Raw genomic sequence first — 23,909 nt, forward strand, 5'->3', positions numbered from 1 at the left:
GATCTCTGGGGGTCGCACAACATCTCTGAGTGCAGATAGACAGGGTGTAAGAAAAAATACTTTCCGAGAGCGAAAACAGAGATACGGATAGTTTAAAAGAATATGTTTGAGGATTGAAAAAAGGGACAAGTCGATTTGGCTTGTCCCTTCGTCGATCTCAGGGAAGCCGTTTTTGTAAAAATAACTGCGTCATCAAATAAAAAATGCATTGACAAGCGAAAAGACTTTCGATACAATTTTATAGAAAATGAGAATCAGTATCAAAATAACAATTCCAGCTTTGCTGGATGCCGGGAGAAAGAACTTTCTGTCAGGCAAAAAAATCAACATCAGGGAGGAGACAAAGTGAAAAAAAGAAGTGTGTTTGCCGGGGTGCTGGCAGTGTCGGTGGCTACCGGAAGTTTGGGATATGGGATGACTGCGGAGGCGGCAGAAAAAAGGAAAGAAATAAAGACGCTGGTGGAAACCAGGGGATATTATGCGGATCTGACAGTCCGGTATGAGGAGACCACCGGGCAGGTACTGGGGATTCTTGATAAGGGGGCTTCCAGGGAAGATGGAAGCTCGATCACCGGATATGATAAGGATCGTTGGACGTTGGCCTATGAGAAAAGTGTAGCCGCATTTCAGGGAAAAACGCTGGAAGAGATCCGGCAGATAGATATGGCAGACGCTACAAGCGGAGCGACCTTAAGTGGAGATGCCATAAAACGAGGCGTGATACAGGCGCTGGGACAAGAAACGCAGACGGGAGAAACCGGAAATTATCTGCAGCCGGTACAGGACACCAAGGGTTGGGATAAGGAAGTGACGTTTCCTTTGCATACGGAAACCGTTCCTGCCAACAGCAACTTTCAGGTGGCAAAGGAGTATATCACCCTGGAAGGGCAGGAAGAGAGAGAAACCTATTATGCCAATGAAAAAGGAAGTTTTACCGGAACAGAATATATCCTGAAAAAAGCGAAGCCGGGACAGAAGCAAAGAATCGTGTTCCAGGATAAAAACGGTCTTTATCAGGACATTACCATTACACTGACGGTATCTCCTTCTGTAAAGCTGGAAGGGGGAAAACTGATCTCTGATACGGTGGATGTGTTGGCGCTGGTGGGAGATATTTCCAGTGTAAAAGTACAGGAAGCAGGGGGTTCGTATGGAGACAGCTATTATTCAAGAGCAGGGAAATATGTATTCCGGGGAGATGGCTTTGTGAATGAAACCATCACGAAGAGTGGGGAGAAAAAGGTATTTGAACAGGGAAAGACCTACGACATTACCATTTTAACAGATAAATACAGTCCCCTGACGTTTTCTTATACGGCGACAGGAACGTCTCTTCCCAGAAAAAAGATTGCGGCAGACCAGATCAGGCTGGAGCCTGCGTCGGCTCCTTTTGCAGACCGGACGAAATTTGTGATAGACGGGAGTCAGGTACCCGATTCCAGATTTCAGGTAAAGGAGATCACAGGACCGGATGGACAAAAGGTACCCTTCCGATACGAGAGCACAGGAACCTACTTTTCCGAAAACAGCAATCTGTTTACCAGACCGGCGATAGGAGAATACAGACTGTTGCTGAAGGACGTATCGGAGACCTATGAGGACATTGAGAAAACATTTCAGGTTACACCGGTATTTTTCATGGAGAAAGATCAGATGGTATCTGCCAGTGAAACGTTTCCGGTGAGCAAGTACCTGGGAAAAACCTGGGGCAGCTATCCAAAAGTGAAAATAAGAGAAGCAGGGCAGCAGGAATTCAGGGAATACACCATTCAGGAAGCAGAAAAAATCGAAGAATCAAAGGATGGACTGTTTACGCCGGATGGCCGGATCCGCAAGACTTTGATGGAAAATGGAAAACTGTTGTTTGAACAGGGAAAAACCTATGAGATACAGATTGAAAACAGCTCTTACAGCAATCCACTGATCACCTACACACCGGAGGGAATCGAAACAGTGACCAAAGAAGAGGTTCTGGAGGAACTTCCGTTTAAGACAAAAGAGGTCAAGGACGACACCCTGTATGAGGGAGAAAAGAAAACGAAGCGCGAGGGAAAACCGGGCAAGCGCTTTCGCACTCGAACCTATACCATGGTAGATGGGCAAAAAGTAGGAGAAGAAGTGGTGTCGGAGGAACAGATGACCGAGCCCACAGACCGGGTGGTTCGCATCGGAACGAAGAAAAAACCCAAAGAGAAAGCCGGATGGAAGCAAGAGAAAGGCCTTTGGTATTATCGGAAGGCAGACGGGGAAAAGGCAACCGGATGGATTGAAGATGGGGGACAGTGGTATTTTCTGGGAAAAGACGGAGCCATGAAGACCGGTTGGGTAAAAGACGGAAGCAACTGGTATTACCTGGAGGGAAGCGGAGCCATGAAAACCGGCTGGGTAAAAGACGGAAGCAACTGGTATTATCTGGAAGGAAGCGGAGCCATGAAAACTGGCTGGGTAAAAGACGGAAGCAATTGGTATTACCTGGAGGGAAGCGGAGCCATGAAGACCGGCTGGATAAAAGACGGAGGCAATTGGTATTACCTGGAAGGAAGCGGAGCCATGAAGACCGGCTGGATAAAAGACGGAGGCAGCTGGTATTACCTGGAAGGAAGCGGAGCTATGAAAATCGGTTGGGTAAAAGACGGAAATAACTGGTACTATCTGGAAGGAAACGGGGCCATGGCTGCAAATCGCTGGATTGGCAATGATTATGTAAATGCTGCCGGAGTATGGGTGCGAAGCAGATAACGGATAGGGAAAAAGCACAGAGGCGAAAGAGAGCTTTTCTGTGCTTTTTTCCCGGAGAAAATCAACAGGGAGGAAAGCAGGAGCCGTCTTAAAATGACGGAAATCCCGCAAAAAGGAACATGAAGAAGAAAGGAAAAGGCTGGGGGATCCTGGTGGCAGTAGTTTTGCTGCTTCTGGGGATGCCTGTCCGGACAAAGGCGGCACAGCCGGGATATCTGGTCATATTAAAGGAGACGCAGGATCCGGCGGGGCAGATGCATACATTTTTAGAGAAGCTTCAACAGATGGGGGTAGAAAAGCCGGAGGAAGAATACAACGTCCTGTTTTCCGGATGCAAGCTGCGGCTGAGTCAGTCAGAGGCGGAAGAGATATCCGGATTTCCGGAGGTGGAACAGATCAGCCGGGAGAAGCTTTATCAGGAAGAAGAGCTGAAAAAGAAAGCCAGAAGGAAGGCGCGGGATGCGGCAAGCAACCTGTTGATCGCAAAAAACAGGATTCCCGGTGAATATGACGGCAGAGGGATGCTGATTGCAGTGATCGACTCCGGAGCAGATGTACAGCATCCGGATTTTCGCTTGGATAAAGACGTGAAAGGAAAGCTTGGTAGGGAACAGGCAGAGACCCTGATCAAAGAAAAGGGATTGTCCGGAAAATACGTTAGTGAGAAGATTCCCTTTGCTTATGACTATGCCTCCGGAACGACAGAGGTGAAAGAAAATAAAAAAGAATCCCATGGCATGCATGTGGCAGGGATCATTGGGGCAAACCCGGAAGCGGAAACAAAAGCCAGAGCAAAAGGCGTTGCGCCAAATACGCAGTTGGCTATCATGAAGGTGTTTGGGAAAAAGAAGGGAGCAGAGTCCTCTTCGTATATCAGGGCGCTGGAGGATGCGGTGCTTCTGGGAGCGGATGGAGTCAACATGAGCCTGGGAACAGGAGGAGGGGCTCTGGCCTTGCAGGATCCCGCAGTGGAACGGGCGATCCTGGCGGCAAGAAAAAGGGGAATTCCCGTGGCGATCGCCGGAGGAAATGACGGATATTTCGGATGGGGTGTAAAGCAGCCGGATATCCGGTTCCCGGACTACGGAGTGACGGCTATGCCGGGGGTGGACCCAAACGCTCTGACAGTTGCATCTTTGGAAAATACTACGGCATACGAGTCCTATCTGGAGGTAAAGGGAGAGGACCGGGCAATCATTCATGGAAATGTATACAACGAAGAAAGACATGCAAACAAGGAACAGCTGTACCGGGAATATCGGGAAGTGGTGGATGCAGGTCTGGGGAGAAAGGAAGATGTGGCGGGGCTTTCCCTGGAGGGGAAGATCGCATTGATCGCCAGAGGAAAGATTCCTTTTCGAGAAAAGATCGCCAATGCCAAAGAAAAGGGAGCCGATTTTATACTGATCTACAATACACAGGAAGAAGGTGGCAGCCTGGTAGGCATGGACGTAGAACAGAATCCGGTAGTATCTTCCATGATCTCCTATGAGGATGGCAGGTATTTAAAAGAGCATCCCGGCAAATGGCTGCGTCTGTCTTCCGAGGTGATCGAGACCCAGAATCCGGCGAAAGGGAAGCTGTCGGAGTTCAGCAGCTGGGGAATCAGTGCGGAGGGCGGACTAAAACCGGATATTACCGCCCCGGGAGGAAATATTTATTCCACGCTGAATGATGCGACCTATGGGGTGATGTCCGGGACCAGCATGGCATCTCCGCATGTAGCAGGAGCTTTGGCTGTTTTGTCCAGAAGAGTGGCAGAGCAGTACCCGGAAAAAACGGCAGAAGAGAAGCAGGTGTTTCTAAAAAACCTTCTGATGAACACAGCGGTTCCGCACCAAAACAAAGAAGGGGTCCTGTCTTCCCCCAGACAGCAGGGGGCAGGTGTGCTAAATCTGTACAATGCTCTGTATACACCGGTCATTGCCTATGGAGAAAAGGGCGTAGGGAGTCTTGCGCTGGGAAATCTCAAGGACAAAGCCGACATCCGGGTTACGTTGGAAAACATCTCAGACAGAGAAGTGCATTACAAGGCGAAAATCTATCTGACGACGGATTCTGTAAAGGACGGAAGATTTTCCATGACGCCGGTGAAACTGGGAGAGATAGATGCAGGAGCGTATCAGGTAAAGCCGGGGGAAAAGGCAGTGATCCAAAAGGAGATCGACCTGACGGCGTTGCCGTTTCCGCAGACGCCAAACGGCAACTATCTGGATGGATTTTTATTGCTGGAATCAGAGGAAGACACGGCGATCAGCATTCCTTTTTCCGGATTTGTGGGAGACTGGGATAATTTGGCGGTGCTGGAACCTTCCGTTTACCAGCTGCTGCGGGAGGGGAAAACGCCCTTGTATGTAGAAGACAAAAAAGAAGAAAAAGAGTCGAAGGACTATGGGGCGCCGGAGTATTTGTTTACCCATCTGTCTACCATGGCGGACGGGGAGTTCCTGGTGTTGGGAAGAGGGAAAGGTGCGCATCCGACGCCCTTCTATGAGGATTCTCATCTGGCCATCTCCCCTAATGGAGACGGAAGGAATGATTATGCCCGATTTTATGGGATGTTCCTAAGATCCTATCAGGATATGCAGGTGGAGGTGTATGCAGAGGGAGAAGCGCAGCCGCTGTATCGAAGCAACCAGGGAAAAAAAGGCATTAAAAACTATTTTGGGAATAATCCGGATAATAAAAAAGTAACCTCCGGCGCAGATTGGAGATGGGACGGAACGATAGTCGGAAGCGGACAAAAGGCGCCGGATGGAAAGTATCTGTTCCGGGTGCAGGTAAGACCTCTGTCAAAGGCGGCAGATCTGCAGACATTGACATTTCCCTTGATAGTAGACACGGTCATGCCGGAAATAGAAAAAAGCCGGTATGAGGAAAAAACAAGGACCTTTACCGTAGAGAAGATCAAAGAAGAGCTGTCAGGCGTCAGGAGTGTAAAGGTATTTTTTGAAAAAGACGGAAAAAAGAACTGGATACCGACAGAAGAAAAAGAGGGGAGATACAGTTGCACTCTTCCGAAGGAAACAACAGAAAAAGACGCGTATCTGAGGGTAGAGGACTGGGCTAATAATGTTTATGAGTATCCTATAGAAGATTCCATACGTGACGATGCCACAGGGCAGATCCTGATCCGGACAGCCCTGCAGGGAAAGGGGAAGATTCCCGCCTATGAGGTGACGATCTATGACAAAGATGGCCGGAAGGCAGACGGACATCGACTGAAAAAAGGGGAAACCTACAAGGTGGTTACGACGGTAAAGGATGACCAGTACAGAGTGCTGGAGGCGGGAGAAGAAGAGGTAACCATACCAGAGGAGGCTCCTACCGTCATATTGAAACGGACATTTCAAAAAATCAGATACTTTACGGTACGGGCATATGTGCATGGAATCCAGAAGGCAGAAGGAAAAGAGAGCTATACAGGTCCTATCCGGTTAAAGCTGATCCATCAGGATACCAAAAAAGAGATCTATCTGGAACAGGATACGGAATCCTCACTGATCACCAATCTGTATCATGGGAAGGTGACGGAGGGAGACTACCGGCTGGAGGCGGAAGAGGTAGCAGCCGGCTGGCAGGCAAGAATAGAAAAAAATCCCATCCACATAGAGGAAAAACAAGGCTATCTGGGAGACGTAAGTGTGCGCGTATATTATGAGAAAGAGGGGACGCCTGAGCCTGATCCGCCGGTAACGCCGGGAGACAGACCGGGAAAGATCTGGCTGTGGCCGTCTGCATACAACAGGTTCCATCAGTATTCTGCCGAAAATCCTATTTTGTTTACCTTTACCAACACGGAGACGAAAGAAGTGATCACCCACAGCTATGGCGGGAACAAAGATTATCTGGTAAAGGTTCCTTACGGAACCTACCGGGTGGAGGCCAGGGTAACGGGGTATTGGATGAAGCTGGAAGTGGTAGAAGAGAACCAGATCCGGGTGGATAAAAGTATGGATCATGAAACGGCAGTCTTTACCTTTCAGGAAGGGGAAGCGCCGACACCACAGCCGGATCCAGATCCGGATCCAAACCCAAAGCCTCAAAAACAGGGAAAGGTTTGGATACAGCCGGCATTTTCCAATGAATATACCGGATATACAAGGGAACAGCCTATTTCCTTTGTCTTTACGGAGATCCGGACGAAACAGACCATTACACATACCTACGGGCAGTCAAAGGACTATCTGGTGACCCTTCCCTATGGGGTCTATCAGGTGGATGCAAAGGTGGACGGCTATGTGTTTCGGATGGAATCGGGAGAAAACGGACAGATTCGCGTGGATGATACGACCTTGGATCATGAAACCGTGTTGTTTTCCTTTCAGAAAAAGCAGGAGCCACAGCCGGAAACCGGAACTGTCAGGCTGTCAGAGCATGAAACCAATGCATATAGGTCCTGGGAGAAACCGATCTGTCTTGTGTTTAAAAATCTTCAAAGTCAGGAGGAAACCGAGTATCTTTACCGGGGAGGAAAGGGAGAACAGCAAAAGCTTTCCCGGGGAACTTACCAGATAACGTTAAAAGAAAAAGGGGAATGGAAGCTGACGATCTATCAAAAGATTCCGAAATCTAAAGTCTCGGCAGAAGCGGATAATTCCGGGATCCGAAAAGAGGATGGAAGGGCACAAGAAGAAGGTCCGGAAACGTTGGAATATGAGGAAGGACAGCCGGAGGATCTGAAACCGGCAGAAGAACAGGGCAGAGCAGAGACGGCAGAAAAGGCAGGGACACAGGGGAAAGCCCCGGAAGGAACAGAGATCATTGACAAGCCGTCGGAAGATCAGATGGCGGAAACCACATGGAAGATAGCCGAAGACGGGAAGATCGTGGTGGAAAAAGATACGGAAACGGAAGTGTATCTTGCATTTATAAAAGAAACAAAGCCGGATGTTCCGATCCAGCCGGATACTCCGATCCAGCCGGATGCCCCGGTCCAGCCGGATACTCCGATCCAGCCGGATACCTCGACGCAGCCGGGGACACCGGAGATCTTAGCAGGAAAAAACAGCGGGACAAATGCCAAAGCAATAGAAGAAGCAGCCGGAAAAAGGAAGGAGGGAGAAGGAGGAAGAGAAGGATCAGAGAATCGGAAAAAGGCGGCAAAAACTTACGGCGAGAGACCAAAAAGGCAGTATCTGGCAGTATTTTTGGGAAGCGGGATGTTAATGGCAATGCTTTTATTACGGAGAAAGAATATCCGAAAAGAAAAGCAGGGGAAGGGATAAGAGGCAGATGTATGCCGAAAAAAAGGAGAGGTGAAGTTGTGAAAATCAAAAGAATCGTGTGCTGGGGATTAGCGGTTGTAATGGGAGTGTCTTTGGCGGTTCCAACGTCTGTAAGAGCAGCAGAGAAGGAAAAGAACCAGGGAAGAGCAGAAGTAAAAGAAGCATCTGTCAATTTAACAAAACTGGAAGAGCAGACGAAAGGAAAGATCGACGAAAAAGAAGAGGTAGAAATTTTTGTCAGACTGGAGGAGAAAGCTTTTACAAAGGAGGCAGAAGAGGGGGATTTCGATCTGACGACGGAGGAAGGCAGAAAAAAGAAAAGTGCGTATGGGGATAGGATCAATCAGCAAATGGTCCAACGACTGGAAAAAAGACTGAAACCCTTCCAGGTGCTGTACACGCTGGATCTTTTGTCTGTCGGATTTCGGGCAAAAACTACTTATGAAAACGCAAAAGAAATTGCAAAAATGAAAGAAGTACGCCATATAGAAATTGCCTCCCAGTATAAAGCGGCAAAGGGCGGAAAAAAGGCAGCCAGAGCCAAGAATAGAATGGCAAACAGTCTGATCACCATAGAATCTTCACAGATTTATTCAAAATATTCAGGAAAGAACCAGATCATAGCCATTGTGGACAGCGGAGCGGATGTAGAACACAAGGCCTTTCAGATTCCGGAAGGATTCAGCGGAAAACTGACGAAAGAAAAAGTGGATCAGTTTCTGAAGGGAAAGCAAAAGAACCGGGGAGGATATATTAACGCAAAATTCCCCTACGTTTGCAACTATGCAGACGGGGGAGGAACCAATGTCAAGACCAAGATAGACCACGGACAGCACATTGCAGGCATCATCGGAGCCACGGAAATCAGGATGCCGGACAAAAATGCGACAAAGGCGCGGGGAATCGCACCGGATGCACAGCTTTTGATCATGAATATTGCCACAGAAGATGATGAGCTGATCAAAAATTATACTCCGGCGATCGAAGATGCTGTGAAGCTGGGAGCCACGGCGGTCAACCTGTCTTTGGGAGAGTATGCCGGAAAGGTGACAAATGCAAATCGGGAAATGGGAGAAGTCATAAAGACGGCAGGAGAAGCAGGGTGTATTTTGGCGATAGCGGCCGGGAACGAAGGGGCGGTGGGAAGTCTGGATCACTTAAAACCCAGCGTATTCAATCCGGATTACAGCACAGTCGATACGCCTGCGGTAGCGGACAAAAGTTTTGCGGTAGCATCGGTGGAGAACAGTGTATCTTATGGAGGACAGATCTGCCTTTACACAGATGATGCCACCGTACATAAAAGACAGTATTCGTATGCGTTTAATTCCAATTCCAACAGACTTGCACTGGGGGATGAAAAATATGATCTGACGCAGTTATCCGGAGAAGATATGAAGACGCTGGCAACAGGAGGAGCAGCGCCGGATACGGTGCAGGGAAAAATGGTTCTGCTGGAAAAGTCGGCGCAGGTAAATGCGGCGTCTGTGCGGAAATTAAAACACAAGGGCGCAAAGGGAATCCTGGTTTACAATGACGAAGAAGGCGGGAATGAACAGTTCCAGCTGTTTATTGCCGTGTATGAAGGATTCCCCATCGTAAAAGTATCCAGAGCTGCGGGAGAGTCCATGCTGGAAGAGATCAAGGGATATCCTGCAGGCGTAAAGATCAGCTTTCCGGACGAGGTCTTTGATATTGTAAAAGCAGATGGGGGCGGGATCTCTGATTTTTCCAGCTGGGGGCTTTCAGACGAAGGAACATTTAAGCCGGAAATCACAGCGCCGGGAGGGGATATCTATTCCACGGTGTTTCAGAACGAATACGGATTTAAAAGCGGAACGTCCATGGCCACTCCACATGTGGCAGCCGGATTTGCACTGATCAAACAGCGTGTGGACGAAGAGTTTCCGGATCTGAGTCAGACAGAGAGAGTCAGCCTGACAAAGCAGATCTTAATGAGCACAGCAGAGCCAAAAGCCATGGCAGAAGAAGGGAAGGAAAGTGTATTGGTTTCTCCCAGACATCAGGGCGCAGGCGTTATGAAGCTGCAAAAAGCAGTGAACACCAAGGTGGTCGTGTCAAACACGGAAAAAGACAGCCGAAACTGCTCTGTGATCTTAAAGGATGTGGGAGAAAAGTTTGACTTTGGGGTTCGGCTGAAAAATCTTTCCCAGGAGCCGTTAAAGTATCGTGGAAAAATTTATGTAAATACAGATCAGACGGCAGAAGGAAAGTTTACCTTAAAGCCTAAAAAGCTGTATGAGAAAGAACTGGAGGAGGTAGAGATTCCGGCGAAAAATACGAAGGATGTTGCTGTTTCGGTAGATATTGGTCCGTATGCGGCAGATCTGAGTGCGGAAATGCCCAATGGATATTTTGTAGAAGGCTTTGTGGTATTTGAAGATGTGACAGGAAAGGAAGCGACGGTCTCCATACCATTTGCCGGATTCAAAGGGAGCTGGGAGGAACTGCCGGTTCTGGAGCCGGCTATTTATGACAGGGTGTATGACGATGGACAAAAGAAACCGTTCTGGTATGATCCGATCCTGGGACCGGCAGAGTTTACACATTTTAAAACGAACCTGGATCAAAAAGAGATCATTGCAGGGACAAAGGGAACGTTTGACATAAAGGAACGGGAGTTTCTTCCGCTGACGTTGTCCCCCAATCAGGATGGAAAAGGAGATTTTCTGCAGTTTTACGGAATCTTCCTGAGAAATTACGTAGATCCGGAGTTCTATCTTTGTGAAGCGGAAGGAGAAACAGCGGGAAAAGAACTGGAGAAGTTAAGCCACTATACCCAGCAAAATACGCCGTATGATCTGGGATATAAAGCTTGCGTCAGGCCGACGATACCGGGTCTGGTTTTAGCGGACACACACAATACCTGGAAATTTTCAGGGGTAAAGAAAACGGGAGAAGCCTATGAAGACGGGACTTATTTTTTGAAATTCAAGGCAAAGGCAAGCGGAACAAAGAAGGACGGAAGTGCATATAAAGAGCAGGAATATGCATATAAAGTGATCCTGGATACCAAGGCGCCGGAGATCGTAGATCTGAGTCATGCGGATGGGACGTGGACTTTCCGAATAAAAGAAGAGGGATCCGGAATTCAGGAGTTAAAGCTGTTCTATCAGCAGAACGGGAAACGAAAAGAACTGAATTATGAAAAGAAGGCAGACGGGTATGCGGTAAAACTTCCGGAGGGAGTCTATCCGGAAAGTGTGGAGTTGTCAGTCACAGACAACGGATTTAACAGTGTCACAGACAGCCTGCATCATCTGGCGCACAAAGAAGAGGGGATGGGAGAAGTTAAGATTCATCCCACGCTGGAAGGAGCAGGGACGCCGAGATTTGAGTACCGGATTCTGCGAAAGGAAAATCCGCAGATCGAGATGATCCGAAAAGACAGGCTGCCAGAGGGAGAGTACATTTTACAGGCGCAGGCCATCACTCCCTTTAAGCTGGTGGACAAGAGCGGAGGAGTTGCCAAGCTTGTCAATACACAGGATATCCCGTTTTCTATAAAGCGGGGAGAAACGACGCAGGTAGATCTGGTATTCCGGGAGCTGAAAGCGGGAGAGATCAAACTGAAGCTGGAGGAAGCCAGCAAAATGCGCTATCCCAATTATAAGGATCTGACAGTGTGGGCAGTGGATGTGAAAGACGGAGACACAAAATATCGTCTGGAAAGAAATGACGCCAAAAATACATTTGAGTTGGAACAGGTACCTTATGGAACATACCGGATTGAAATAGAAAATCTGGCGGAAGGATTTGCCGGGGTAGTCAAGCGTTACGGAGCGAAAAAAGAGACGATAGATGTGAATTCCTTATATATGTGGGGGATGGAGCTGGCCATCGAAGCAGAACAAAAAAGTGATTATCAGATCATACCGGAAACCGTATTTGAAGACGGATCCACACACACAGTTTCCTATGAATTTTTGCATGTGGAGAAAAAACAAAAGCATGGGAAAAATGAACTGACCACAGGAGAGTACGAAGTATATCCGGTCCGCATACCGGACGGATATCAGGCAGAGCCCGAAAAAGCAAGCGTCGTCCTGCGGGAAGATCAGAAAGTACAGACCGTTCGGTTTGTTTTCAAGAAAAAGAAGCATCCTTCAGAAGATCCCAAAATTGGAAAGGGTGTATTTTTCAAGATAAAGACGGGCGATCCTCAACTGGATCTGGGAGAGAAGCTGCTGATCAAGCTATACCAAAATGGCGAAGAGAAGTACAGTTGTACCTATGATCCGTCGAAGAAGCATGTGCGTCCATTCATAGGAGAGGTGGCGATGGGAACCTATACGATTCAGGTGGAACAGCTGCCAAAGGGAATCGTTGTGGAAGGAACTCCTTCTGTTGAAATAAAAGATCCTGACCAATATCAGGAGGCAGAGGTAAAGCTGGTGTGCCCCATTACGGAAGTGATGCCCATATATATTGAAACGGGAGTAGAAGAAAATCCCATAGAGGATGAGTGGGCAGAGGCGATTCCGCAATATGTCACCGTATGGACCGATGTGATGGAAAAGGGAGAAAGAAAGCCGTTTCACAAGGTGACGCCTGAATGGATCGAGTTTGAAAAAAATTATCAGGTGGATAAGACAGGAACTTATCACATCCGGGGAAAACTGACTACGTTGGAAAATGACGGGTTGAGCAATCCAAAACAGCTTCAGGCAGATTTGGAAATCCGGGTGAAAGAGGGAAAATCGGCGCCGGTACAGCTTACAAAATTAAAGTATTTGGAGTCTGAGGCAGAACAGGTGCGGGCCGGCGGAAGATATACCGGCGCATCTGCAGAGGAGAAAAGAAAAGCGTATGATGATGCGATTCGGGAAGCAGAAGAACTGTTGAAAAAGGAAGAGAAGGATCAGACGGCTGTCGATGCGCTTGCAGAACGGATCGAACTGGCCAAAAAGGAACTGGATGGAGAACTCCAGAAGGAATTATCAGAAACAGGGAAATCCCTGGAAAAAATGGTGAAGGAGGCAGAAACCGTCAGAGAAACGGAGGCGTATATTTATGCAGAAAAAGCCTTGCAGACAGCGTATGAAAAAGCGATCCAGGAAGGGGAGGCGGCTTTAAAACAAGGAGGAGACGATCAACAAATGTTGTCGATCCTTTTGAAGATCACAGCTGCCAAAAACGGACTGAACGGGAAAAAACCGGAACCGGAGCCAAAGCCGGAGCCTAAACCAGAGCCTAAACCAGAGCCTAAACCGGAGCCCAAACCGGAGCCAAAGCCGGAGCCTAACCCCAATCCAGGGACAGAGGTGAAGCCGGGAGAGACGGTACAGCCTACAGAACAGCCAAAGGAGAAAAACAAAAAGACAGAAAAGGAAATCCCCGCAGGGCCTACAGAGCTAACACACAAAAAGAAAGGAGTGAAAACAGGGGACAGAGACGCTGTTGCAGGAAATCTGGCACTTTTTATACTGTCAGGTATCGGAGCGGTTTTCGGATGGTCAAAAAGAAAAAAGAAGGAGGAACGGTTGTAACCATAAAATATTAGCACTCAACTATTGACTTTGCTAACAAAAGTTGTTATACTCCGAATAGAACAAGCGAAAAAGGAGGAAACAATGATGAATATAAATAAGTTTACGCAAAAATCAATGGAAGCCGTTCAAGGCTGTGAGAAAGCTGCATTAGAATACGGGCATCAGGAAATCGAGCAGATCCATTTGCTGTGGGCGTTGATCACGCAGGAGGACAGCCTGATCCAGAAGTTACTGCAAAAGATGGGGATCGCAAGAGAGCTGGCGGTGCAAAAGATCCAGGAAGCACTTGCCAGACGGCCGAAGGTACAGGGAGGAAACCCTTATATCGGGCAGCATCTGAATAAGACGCTGATCCACGGCGAGGATGAGGCCAGACAGATGGGAGACAGCTATGTGTCGGTAGAGCACCTGTTTTTGTCCTTGCTGAAGTATGAAGCGGGAGATGCAAAAGAGGTGCTGAAAGCACTGGGAATCAAAAAAGACGATTTTCTGAAGGTTCTGGCTACAGTGCGGGGGAATCAAAAGGTGACCAGCGATCATCCGGAAGATACCTATGACAGTCTGAATAAATATGGGCAGGATCTGGTGGAAAAGGCAAGAGAGCAGGTGCTGGATCCTGTGATCGGGCGGGATGGCGAGATCCGTCATCTGATCCGGATCCTGTCCAGAAAGACGAAAAACAATCCGGTATTGATCGGAGAGCCGGGAGTCGGAAAGACGGCGGTGGTAGAAGGTCTGGCGCAGAGGATCGTCAGAGGAGACGTGCCGGAAGCACTAAAAGATAAAACCATCTTTTCCCTGGATCTGGGGGCACTGGTAGCGGGAGCCAAATACAGGGGAGAATTTGAGGAACGTCTGAAGGCGGTGCTGGAAGAAGTCAAAGGAAGCGAAGGAAGGATCCTCCTGTTTATTGATGAGCTGCATACCATAGTGGGAGCCGGAAAGACGGACGGCGCCATGGATGCCGGCAATATGCTAAAGCCAATGCTGGCAAGGGGAGAGCTGCACTGTATCGGAGCCACCACACTGGATGAATACAGACAGTACATTGAAAAAGATGCGGCGCTGGAAAGAAGATTCCAGCCTGTCATGGTGGATGAACCTACGGTGGAGGACGCTATCTCTATTCTGAGAGGGCTGAAGGAACGGTACGAAGTGTTCCATGGGGTCAAGATCACGGACGGGGCGCTGGTGGCGGCCGCCGTATTGTCCCACCGTTACATTTCAGATCGGTTTTTGCCGGACAAGGCCATCGATCTGGTAGACGAGGCCTGCGCCCTGATCAAGACGGAGTTGGATTCTATGCCTGCGGAGCTGGATGAGTTGCAGCGAAAGATCATGCAGCTGGAGATCGAAGAAGCGGCGCTGAAAAAAGAGGAAGACCGGTTAAGTAAGGAAAGACTGGAGATTCTGCAGAAAGAGCTGGCGCAGCTGAAAGAAGAGTTTGCAGGAAAAAAGGCAAAATGGGATAACGAGAAGCAGGCTATCGGAAAAGTCCAGAAGCTGAGGGAAGAGATCGAGCAGGTAAATCAGGAGATCGAAAAAGCAAGGAATACCTACGATCTGGAAAAGGCGGCGCAGCTTCAGTACGGACGGCTTCCTCAGCTGGAAAAAGAACTGCGGGAGGAAGAGGAAAGAACCCGGGAGGATGAAGAAACCCTGGTACACGAATGTGTGACCGACGAAGAGATCGGAAGGATCGTATCCAGATGGACAGGGATCCCGGTAGAGCGGTTAAATGAGAGTGAAAGAAACAAGATCCTCCATCTGGCGGACGAACTGCACAAAAGAGTGATCGGACAGGAAGAAGGAGTGACCCTGGTGACAGAAGCCATCCTGCGGTCCAAGGCGGGGATCAAGGATCCCTCCAAGCCGATTGGATCCTTCCTGTTTCTGGGGCCTACCGGTGTGGGAAAAACAGAGCTTGCCAAGGCGCTGGCCCAAAGCCTGTTTGACGACGAAGCAAACATGGTTCGGATTGATATGAGCGAATACATGGAGAAGCATTCGGTATCCAGACTGATCGGAGCGCCTCCGGGATATGTGGGATATGATGAAGGAGGTCAGCTGACAGAGGCTGTCCGGAGAAAACCATATTCAGTGGTACTGTTTGACGAGGTGGAAAAGGCGCATCCGGATGTATTCCATGTACTGCTGCAGGTGCTGGACGACGGCCGGATCACAGATTCCCAGGGAAGAACGGTGGACTTTAAAAATACGATCCTGATCATGACGTCCAATATCGGCTCTACCTATCTGTTAGAAGGGATCGATGAAGCAGGCACTCTGAAAAAGGAGAGTGAACAGGCGGTTATGGAAGAGCTGCGTCTGCATTTCCGACCGGAATTTTTAAACCGTCTGGATGAGGTGATCCTCTTTAAGCCATTGACGAAGGAGATGATTTATGACATTATTGACTTGTTGATCAAAGATGTAAATGACAGATTAAAGGAAAAAGAGATCTCTATCCGACTGACTCCGCAGGCAAAGCAGTGCATTGTAGAGGGAGGATATGATCCCAACTACGGCGCAAGACCATTGAAACGGTATCTGCAGAAACATGTAGAGACTCTGGCGGCCAGACTGATGCTCCAGGGAGAGATCGGAGCAGAAGAAGTCATTGTCATTGATGAGGAAGACGGCAGGCTAGTGGCAAGGAGATAGGACCGTGTCAATCATATTTCACGTGGATGTAAATTCTGCATTTCTTAGCTGGAGTGCACTGGAGGAACTGAAAAAAGGGGAAGAAGTGGACTTGCGAGAAGTCCCTTCCATTGTAGGGGGCGATCAGAGCACCAGACATGGAGTGGTACTGGCCAAATCCCTTCCTGCCAGGAAATACGGCATTCACACAGGGGAACCTGTGGTGAATGCCTTTCGTAAGTGTCCGGATCTGCGGACGGTTGCACCGGATCATGAAACCTACAGACGCTACAGCCGGAAACTGATGTCCTTTTTGCAGGAGTTTATTTCGGATCTGGAACCGGTCAGCATTGACGAGTGTTATCTGGATGCAACGGAGTTTTCGGAAGGCTTTGAAACGCCGGTGGAAGCAGCCGCCTTTTTGAAAGACAGGGTAAAAGAAACCTTCGGATTTACGGTAAATGTGGGAGTGTCCACCAACAAGCTTCTGGCAAAGATGGCGTCGGACTTTGAAAAGCCGGACAAGGTGCATACGCTGTTTCCGGAGGAGATCCAAAAGAAAATGTGGAAGCTTTCTGTAAGAGAGCTGTTTATGGCGGGAAGAGCCAGTACGGAAGTATTGAAAAAGCTGGAGATTTCTACCATCGGTCAGCTGGCGCAGGCGGATCCGGTGCTTCTGGAATCCCATCTGAAAAGCCATGGGCGCAGACTGTGGGAGTTTGCCAATGGAGTGGATACGTCGCCGCTACAGACAGAAAGACAGGCAGCCAAGGGGATCGGAAACTCCGTGACCCTCCCGAAAGACCTGAAGACGCAGGAGGAATTATTTCCGGTACTCTTAAGCCTTTCCCGCAAAGTCGGGAAACGGCTGTCCGGGGCAGGACAAAAGGCGCTGGCTCTTAGCGTAGAGATCAAGTATTATAATTTTGAGACCAGCTCCCATCAGAAGCCTTTGGAAACGGCAACGGACGATCCCATGGTTCTTTATAAGGCGGCGACGGAGCTGTTTTTGGAACGGTGGAACGGGAAACCGGTGCGGCTTCTGGGAGTCCGGAGCATGAAGCTGGTCAGCGGGAGGGAGCCCAGGCAGATGAGCCTGTTTGAGCGGGAGGTCTGGCGAAGCCCGCAGCGGGAACGGCTGGAAAAAGATATGAAAAAGCTTCAGAAAACATATGGGGAACAGGTTCTTGCAAAAGGATTTCGAAGAACAGGAAAGAGAGGGGAAGAGATATATGAAGAGAGGAATCGGTAGCATAGACTGGAAGGAGCTGGGAATAGATATTGGGGTAGATATCCTGGCGGGGATTTTTATTGCGGCAGGAATCTATAATTTTGCCCTGCGGGCCAATTTCCCTGTGGCGGGATTTTCGGGACTGGCCATTGTGATGTACCACCTTTGGAAGATTCCGGTGGGAGCGGCGACCCTGCTCTTAAATGTGCCGGTATCGATCTTTTGTTACAGGTATCTGGGAAAAGCCTTCTTTTTTAAGTCGGTAAAAAGTATGCTGATCACCTCTGCCATTATGGATTATGTGGCGCCTCTGTTTCCGGTGTATCAGGGAAGCCGGCTTTTGGCCGCCCTTTGTATGGGAGTCTTGGCAGGAATCGGCTATTCTATCGTATTTATGCGGGCCTCTTCTACCGGAGGACAGGATTTCATCAGCGTGGCCATCCGCAAGATGAAGCCCCATATCACGCTGGGACTGATCACCTTTGTGCTGGACGTGATCACCATCGTCATAGGAACGGTGGTAGTGTTTAAAGATGTAGACGGGTTGATCTACGGAGTGATCGTAACGTATCTCATGGCCATTGTAATGGACAGGATCCTGTATGGAATCGATGAAGGAAAGATGACGCTGATCGTGACGGAGCATGGCAGGGAGATCGCAAGAAAGATCGACGAGTGTTCCGGGCGAGGAGCTACCATCCTGAGAGGACAGGGAACCTTTTCCGGGGAAGAAAAGGACGTGGTCATGTGCGCCTGCAACAACAAGCAGATGTACACCATCAAGAAGGCGGTGCATAAGGTGGATCCCAAGGCCTTTACCATCATTATGGAATCCAACGAGGTGGTGGGAGAAGGGTTCAAGGAGGACAGCAAGGATCTGAACTTTTAGACAGGAATAGCAGAAATGGAAGCCGGCAAAGGAGGGCGGCCTTCGGGTTGACAATCCCGGGGGATTAGGCTAGAGTAAATCCTGTAAACAAAGAGCGGAAGCTGTCTGCGGACAAAAGGCTTCAAACAGGAGATTCCGGAAAAAGGCGGATGTCCGCAACGAGTAAAGTGAGGAAAAAACCATGGAATTTAAAAACAGAGAATTTGTTCCCGTTATTTTCGGAGGGGATATCAATACCTACAGTGTGGCGAGGGCGTTTTACGAAGAATATCAGGTGCAGACCTATGTGTTCGGTAAATATCTTTCCGGGCCCAGCTATGAAAGCAGGATCACCATCTATCAGGCAGATCCCCAGATCGAGACGGACGAGAAGGTGATCGCGGCGTTGAACGGACTGGCGAAAAAATTCCCGGATAAAAAGGTGATCGCTTTCGGGGCGGGAGATACCTATATCAATCTCCTAAGCAAGAATAAGAAGCAGTTGAAAGAGAATGTGATCGTTCCTTATATCGACTTTGAAATGATGGATCGTCTCCAAAGAAAAGACTTTTTCTATGACCTGTGTGAAAAAAATGGAGTGGATTACCCGGACACCATTGTATACACGCCGGACATGGGTCTGGATTTTGCCATGGAGTTTTCTTATCCGGTGATCCTGAAGCCGTCAGAAAGCGTGACCTACTGGCATCATCCTTTTGAAGGCCAGGAAAAGATCTTCTATATTCAAAACAGGAAGGAACTGGAAGCCGCTATCCAAAAGACCTATGAGGCAGGCTATGAGAGTCCTATGATCATCCAGGATACGATTCCCGGAAGTGATGAGAGCATGTATGTGCTGACCTCCTATTCCAACCGGGAAGGTCAGGTGGTCATGATGTGTCTGGGGCATGTGCTTTTGGAGGAGCACGGTCCCATTGCCAGAGGAAATCATGCGCTGATCATTACGGAAGAGAATGAGACTTTGATGAAGCAGGCAAAGAAGCTGCTGGAAGATATGCATTATGTAGGGTTCTCCAATTTTGATATCAAATACGACAGCAGAGACGGAAAATACAAGTTTTTTGAGATCAACACCAGACAGGGAAGAAGCAACTATTATGTGACTGGATCAGGGTTCAATGTAGCCAGATATGTGGTGGAGGATTATGTTTATCAAAAGGAGCAGCCGCTGAAGCTGTCGAAAGATCCTCATCTGTGGATGGTGATTCCGCGAAAAGTGGCGTTTCGTTATGTAAAAGAAGAAAAAAACAAAGAGGCCATGCGTCGGCTGATCCGGGAAAAGAAGGTGGTCAACCCGGTATTTATGAAAGGAGACGGAAAGCTGTCAAGACTGTACCGGCTGTTCCGGACGCATATGAGCCATTTTGTAAAATACAAAAAATATTACAGCTAATGAGGTAAATATGAGGAAAAAGCTAGGAATCATAGGAGGCATGGGACCGGAAGCTACCAGCTTCTTTTATCAGGAGATCATAGCGCATACGGTGGCGGAAAGGGACCAGGATCACCTGGATATGGTGATCCTAAACCATTCTTCCATGCCGGACAGGACAAAAGCCATCCTGTCGGGGGATCATAAAGAGATTCTGGAAGCGCTGATCAAAGACGCCAGGGATCTGGAGTATATGGGCGCTGCACACATAGCGGTTCCCTGCAATACCTCCCATTATTTTCTGGATCAGGTGCAGAGGGAGGTAGGGATCCCGATTCTCCATATGGTGAGAAAAAGTGCAGAATATGCGGCAAAAGAGATGACGCCGGGAGGCAAGGTGGGTATCCTGGGAACGGAAGGGACCATACAGTCGGGAATCTACCACAGAGAATGCCGGATGGCAGGGATAGAACCTGTAACGGTACCGGAGGATCTGCAGGCGGGGATTACCAGCCTGATCTATGAGGACGTAAAGGGCGGCAGGACGCCAGACGGCAGAAAGCTGGAGAATGCGCTTTCTTATCTCCGGGAGAAAGGATGCGAAAAAGTGATCCTTGCCTGTACCGAATTGTCCGTGTTCCAAAAAAAGGAAGGAACCTCCCCGGTCTGTCTGGATGCCATGGACGTGCTGGTAAGAGAGGCGATCCTGGCATCGGGAGCAGAGTACCGATAGAGCAAAGCGAAGATAAGAGGGTGAAAAAAGTGAGAAACTATACGCTGGCACAATACAAAGATAAGGTGGAAAGGCTGGGAGAAAAGACAGAGGAATCCCTGCAGGGAAAAGGTGGGGAGCTTATCCGGCATCTGACCTATAATTCCAGGGAGGTCCGGGAAGGAACGCTGTTTATCTGCAAGGGAGAGAAATTTCGGAAGGAATATCTGGAAGAAGCGATCCAAAAAGGAGCGGTCGCCTATATTTCCGAAAAGGTCTATCCCATGGAACGGGAGGTGCCCTACATTCTGGTAAGGGACATCCGCAAAGTCATGCCGGTGATCGCCGATATGTACTTCGGACATCCGGCACAGGATATGCGGCTTTTGGGGATCGGCGGAACCAAGGGAAAAACCACAACATCCTTTTATGTGAAAGCGATCCTGGATGCCTACTGCCGGGACAAAGGCAAAACGCCCTGCGGCATTTTGTCCTCCATCTTTAACTTTGATGGAAGAGAAACGAAGGTGGCCCACAATACGACGCCGGAAGCGGTAGAACTGCAACAGTATCTGCAAAAAGGACGGGAAGCGGGGATGGAATATCTGGTCATGGAAGTTTCTTCCCAGGCATTGAAGTATCACAGAGTGGACACGCTGACCTTTGATGTAGGCGTGTTCCTGAATATTTCGGAGGATCACATCAGCCCCATCGAACACAAAGATTTTGAAGACTATTTTTCCTCTAAGAGGAAGATGTTTGCCCAGACCAGGACAGCAGTGGTCCATCTGGAAACCGATCATCTGCCGCAGGTGCTGGAGGCGGCCAGACAGGCGGAGAAGCTTGTGACCATCAGCTCTCAAAGGGAAGCGGACTACAGAGCAAGCCATGTGGAAAAGACCGAAACAGGCAGCCGCTTCACGGTGGAGGGACCGGGAGGCTACCGGGATGTCCTGACGCTTTCCATGCCGGGACTGTTTAATGTGGACAATGCGCTGGCAGCAGTTGCCGTATGCCGGGAACTGCAGATTCCGCCACAGTATATCCGAAAGGGACTGGAGACGGCGAAGGTAAAGGGCAGGATGGAGATTTTCAGGAACCGGGAAAGGCAGCTGGTGGCGATCGTAGATTACGCGCACAACAAGCTGAGCTTTGAAACCCTGTTTTCTTCCATGAAAAAGGAGTTTCCGGATCACAGCATTACGGCAGTGTTTGGATGTACCGGAGGAAAAGCGCTGCAAAGAAGGAAGGAACTGGGAACGGTAGCAGGACGGTACGCCGATCTGTGCATCCTCACTTCGGATGAACCGGATTTTGAAGATCCCAGGGAAATCGCGGAAGAGGTTGCGGGATTTGTGAAGGGAGAGGGCTGTCCTTACCGTATCGTGGAGGACAGACAGGAAGCGATCCGTCAGGCGATCTGTGAGGCGGATCCCAAGACACTGGTGATCGTTGCAGGAAAGGGTCACGAGGGATCCATGAAGATTAAAGGAGTCTATGTGGATTATCCGTCTGACCTGGAGATCGTGGAGAAGTATGTACGCTGATATTATCATAGATATTACCCATGAAAAACTAGACAGGATCTTCCAATACAGCATCCCCTCTCATCTGGAGGGGATGCTTGAGATTGGGATGGAAGTAGTAGTGCCTTTCGGAAGAGGCAACCATCCGAAAAACGGATATATTATCGGGTTTTCCAGAGAACCGTCTTACGACCGTACAAAGTTGAAGGCGATCCAGAAGGCGGCTCCCGGCAGGATGTCCATTGAAGCACGGCTGATCAGTCTGGCGGCATGGATCAAAGAGGAGTACGGAGGAACCATGATCCAGGCGCTGAAAACGGTGCTTCCGGTAAAAAAAGAGACCCGGTCCCGAACCAGTAGCCTGGAGCAGTTTTTTCTGGAGCAGAAGGAGGCGGCCAGACAGAAACAGGAATACGAGAGGCAGGGAGGGAGACCGGTCCTAAACAAAGAGCAGCAGGAAGCCGCAGATCTGTTCCGGGAAGAATTCTGTAAAGGGGTAAGAGACACCTACCTGCTTTATGGAGTGACCGGAAGCGGAAAAACAGAAGTGTATCTGTCCATGATGGAAACGGTAGTGTCCCAGGGGAAACAGGTGATCGTTATGATCCCTGAGATTGCTCTGACCTACCAGACGGCTCTGCGGTTCTGCGAAAGATTTGGAGACCGGGTGGCGATCCTGCATTCCAGAATGTCTCCCGGAGAGCGGTATCATCAGATGGAAAGGGTCAAACAGGGGGAGATACAGGTGATGATAGGCCCCCGGTCTGCTCTGTTTACTCCCTTTTCCGATCTGGGACTGATCGTGATGGACGAGGAGCATGAAGGGACTTACAAAAGCGAACAGGTTCCCCGGTATCACGCCCGGGAAGTGGCCCGAAAACGGGGAGAACTGGAGGGAGCCAGCATTGTTCTGGGATCCGCCACTCCGTCTGTGGAAACCTTTTTTCAATGCGAGGAAGGAACCATCCGAAAACTGACCCTGCAAAACAGGGCGGAAGGAAGACTGCCCTCTGTCCGGACGGTAGATATGCGGGAAGAGCTGAGGGAGGGGCACACGGGGATTTTCAGCCGGCTTTTGCTGGAAGGAATCCGAACAAGGCTTGAAAAAAAAGAACAGGTGATGTTGTTTTTGAATAGAAGGGGATATGCGGGATTTGTGTCCTGTAGATCCTGCGGATATGTGGCCATGTGCAGACACTGCGACGTGGCTCTTTCCGAACATCGGGGGAAAAAGCTGGTGTGTCATTACTGCGGATACGAGGAGAACAGAACAAACATCTGCCCCAAATGCGGATCTCCTTATATCGGAGGGTTTAAGGCAGGGACACAGAAGGTGGAAGAGCTGCTCCACAAGGAATTTCCGGAGGCAAGAGTGCTGCGGATGGATATGGATTCCACGAAAGGAAAAGAGGGGCATCGGCGGATCCTGGAAACGTTTGGAGCAGGGGAGGCAGATATTTTACTGGGAACGCAGATGATCGTAAAGGGACATGACTACTCCGGGGTCACACTGGTAGGGGTATTGGCGGCGGACCTTTCTCTATATGCAGACGATTATCTGGCGGCGGAGCGGACGTTCCAGCTGTTGGTACAGGCGGCGGGCAGAGCCGGCCGGGGCGAAAAAAAAGGAGAGGTGATCATACAGACCTACAATCCGGAGCATTACAGCATCCAGTTGGCAGCAACCCAACAATATGAAGCCTTTTACCAAAAAGAACTGTATTACAGAGAAATGATGGAGTATCCTCCCATCAGCCATCTGGCGGCGGTGATACTTTCCGGCAAAGACAAGGAACGGCTGCAGACGGCCGCAGTATATCTGAAAAAATTTATGGAAAAGGCAGACAGGAAACAAGAGATGCGGGTGATCGGTCCGGCAGTTCCGGCTGTGGAAAAAGTCAGTGATATCTACCGCAAGGTGATCTATCTGAAAGGGAAAGACCGGAAGTACATGGCAAGGATCAAGGATCTTACGGAAGCATATATTGAGATAAACAGAGGATTTTCAGAGGTGAAGGTACAATTTGATTTTCATCCTATGAATTTCCTGTAGTGA

10 protein-coding genes are annotated in these 23,909 nt (G+C 49.2%); all 10 read left to right on the forward strand.

Annotated elements, in window-relative coordinates; all coding sequences use genetic code 11:
- Positions 1 to 345 precede the first annotated feature (345 nt).
- The 10 genes from SOW26_RS02690 to priA all read left to right on the forward strand — a co-directional run bounded on the left by SOW26_RS02690 (position 346) and on the right by priA (position 23,906).
- Complete coding sequence (locus tag SOW26_RS02690) at positions 346 to 2,739, forward strand: G5 domain-containing protein (protein WP_320651839.1); 2,394 nt, start codon at positions 346 to 348, stop codon at positions 2,737 to 2,739.
- A gap of 119 nt (positions 2,740 to 2,858) precedes the next feature.
- Positions 2,859 to 7,967 carry a S8 family serine peptidase gene (locus SOW26_RS02695; protein WP_320651840.1) on the forward strand — a complete coding sequence of 1,703 codons (5,109 nt, stop codon included), beginning with the start codon at positions 2,859 to 2,861 and terminating at the stop codon, positions 7,965 to 7,967.
- 38 nt (positions 7,968 to 8,005) lie between these two features.
- Positions 8,006 to 13,477: a S8 family serine peptidase gene (locus tag SOW26_RS02700; protein ID WP_320651841.1), complete on the forward strand. Its 5,472-nt coding sequence runs from the start codon at positions 8,006 to 8,008 to the stop codon at positions 13,475 to 13,477.
- An 87-nt stretch (positions 13,478 to 13,564) separates the two neighbouring features.
- The gene (gene clpB / locus SOW26_RS02705) at positions 13,565 to 16,144 is read left to right on the forward strand and encodes an ATP-dependent chaperone ClpB (RefSeq protein WP_276958661.1); all 2,580 of its coding nucleotides are present in this window, start codon (positions 13,565 to 13,567) and stop codon (positions 16,142 to 16,144) included.
- A gap of 4 nt (positions 16,145 to 16,148) precedes the next feature.
- A complete protein-coding gene (locus SOW26_RS02710; protein WP_276958660.1) occupies positions 16,149 to 17,375 on the forward strand; it encodes a DNA polymerase Y family protein in 1,227 nt (408 codons plus the stop codon).
- The gene (locus tag SOW26_RS02715; protein ID WP_276958659.1) at positions 17,356 to 18,243 is read left to right on the forward strand and encodes a YitT family protein; all 888 of its coding nucleotides are present in this window, start codon (positions 17,356 to 17,358) and stop codon (positions 18,241 to 18,243) included. The genes SOW26_RS02710 and SOW26_RS02715 overlap by 20 nt, the downstream gene beginning before the upstream one ends.
- 181 nt (positions 18,244 to 18,424) lie before the next feature.
- The gene (locus SOW26_RS02720) at positions 18,425 to 19,636 is read left to right on the forward strand and encodes a carboxylate--amine ligase (protein WP_276958658.1); all 1,212 of its coding nucleotides are present in this window, start codon (positions 18,425 to 18,427) and stop codon (positions 19,634 to 19,636) included.
- A gap of 10 nt (positions 19,637 to 19,646) precedes the next feature.
- Positions 19,647 to 20,348 (forward strand): cysteate racemase, encoded by a 702-nt coding sequence (gene cuyB / locus SOW26_RS02725; RefSeq protein ID WP_276958657.1) that lies wholly within the window; start codon positions 19,647 to 19,649, stop codon positions 20,346 to 20,348.
- Positions 20,349 to 20,377: 29 nt separating this feature from the next.
- Positions 20,378 to 21,874 (forward strand): UDP-N-acetylmuramoyl-L-alanyl-D-glutamate--2,6-diaminopimelate ligase, encoded by a 1,497-nt coding sequence (locus SOW26_RS02730; RefSeq protein WP_320651842.1) that lies wholly within the window; start codon positions 20,378 to 20,380, stop codon positions 21,872 to 21,874.
- Positions 21,864 to 23,906: a replication restart helicase PriA gene (gene priA / locus SOW26_RS02735; protein ID WP_320651843.1), complete on the forward strand. Its 2,043-nt coding sequence runs from the start codon at positions 21,864 to 21,866 to the stop codon at positions 23,904 to 23,906. Before SOW26_RS02730 ends, priA begins: the two co-directional genes overlap by 11 nt.
- The last annotated feature ends 3 nt before the right edge of the window (positions 23,907 to 23,909 follow it).

It is taken from the genome of Suipraeoptans intestinalis, from assembly GCF_034091795.1.
Lineage (GTDB): Bacteria > Bacillota > Clostridia > Lachnospirales > Lachnospiraceae > Suipraeoptans > Suipraeoptans intestinalis.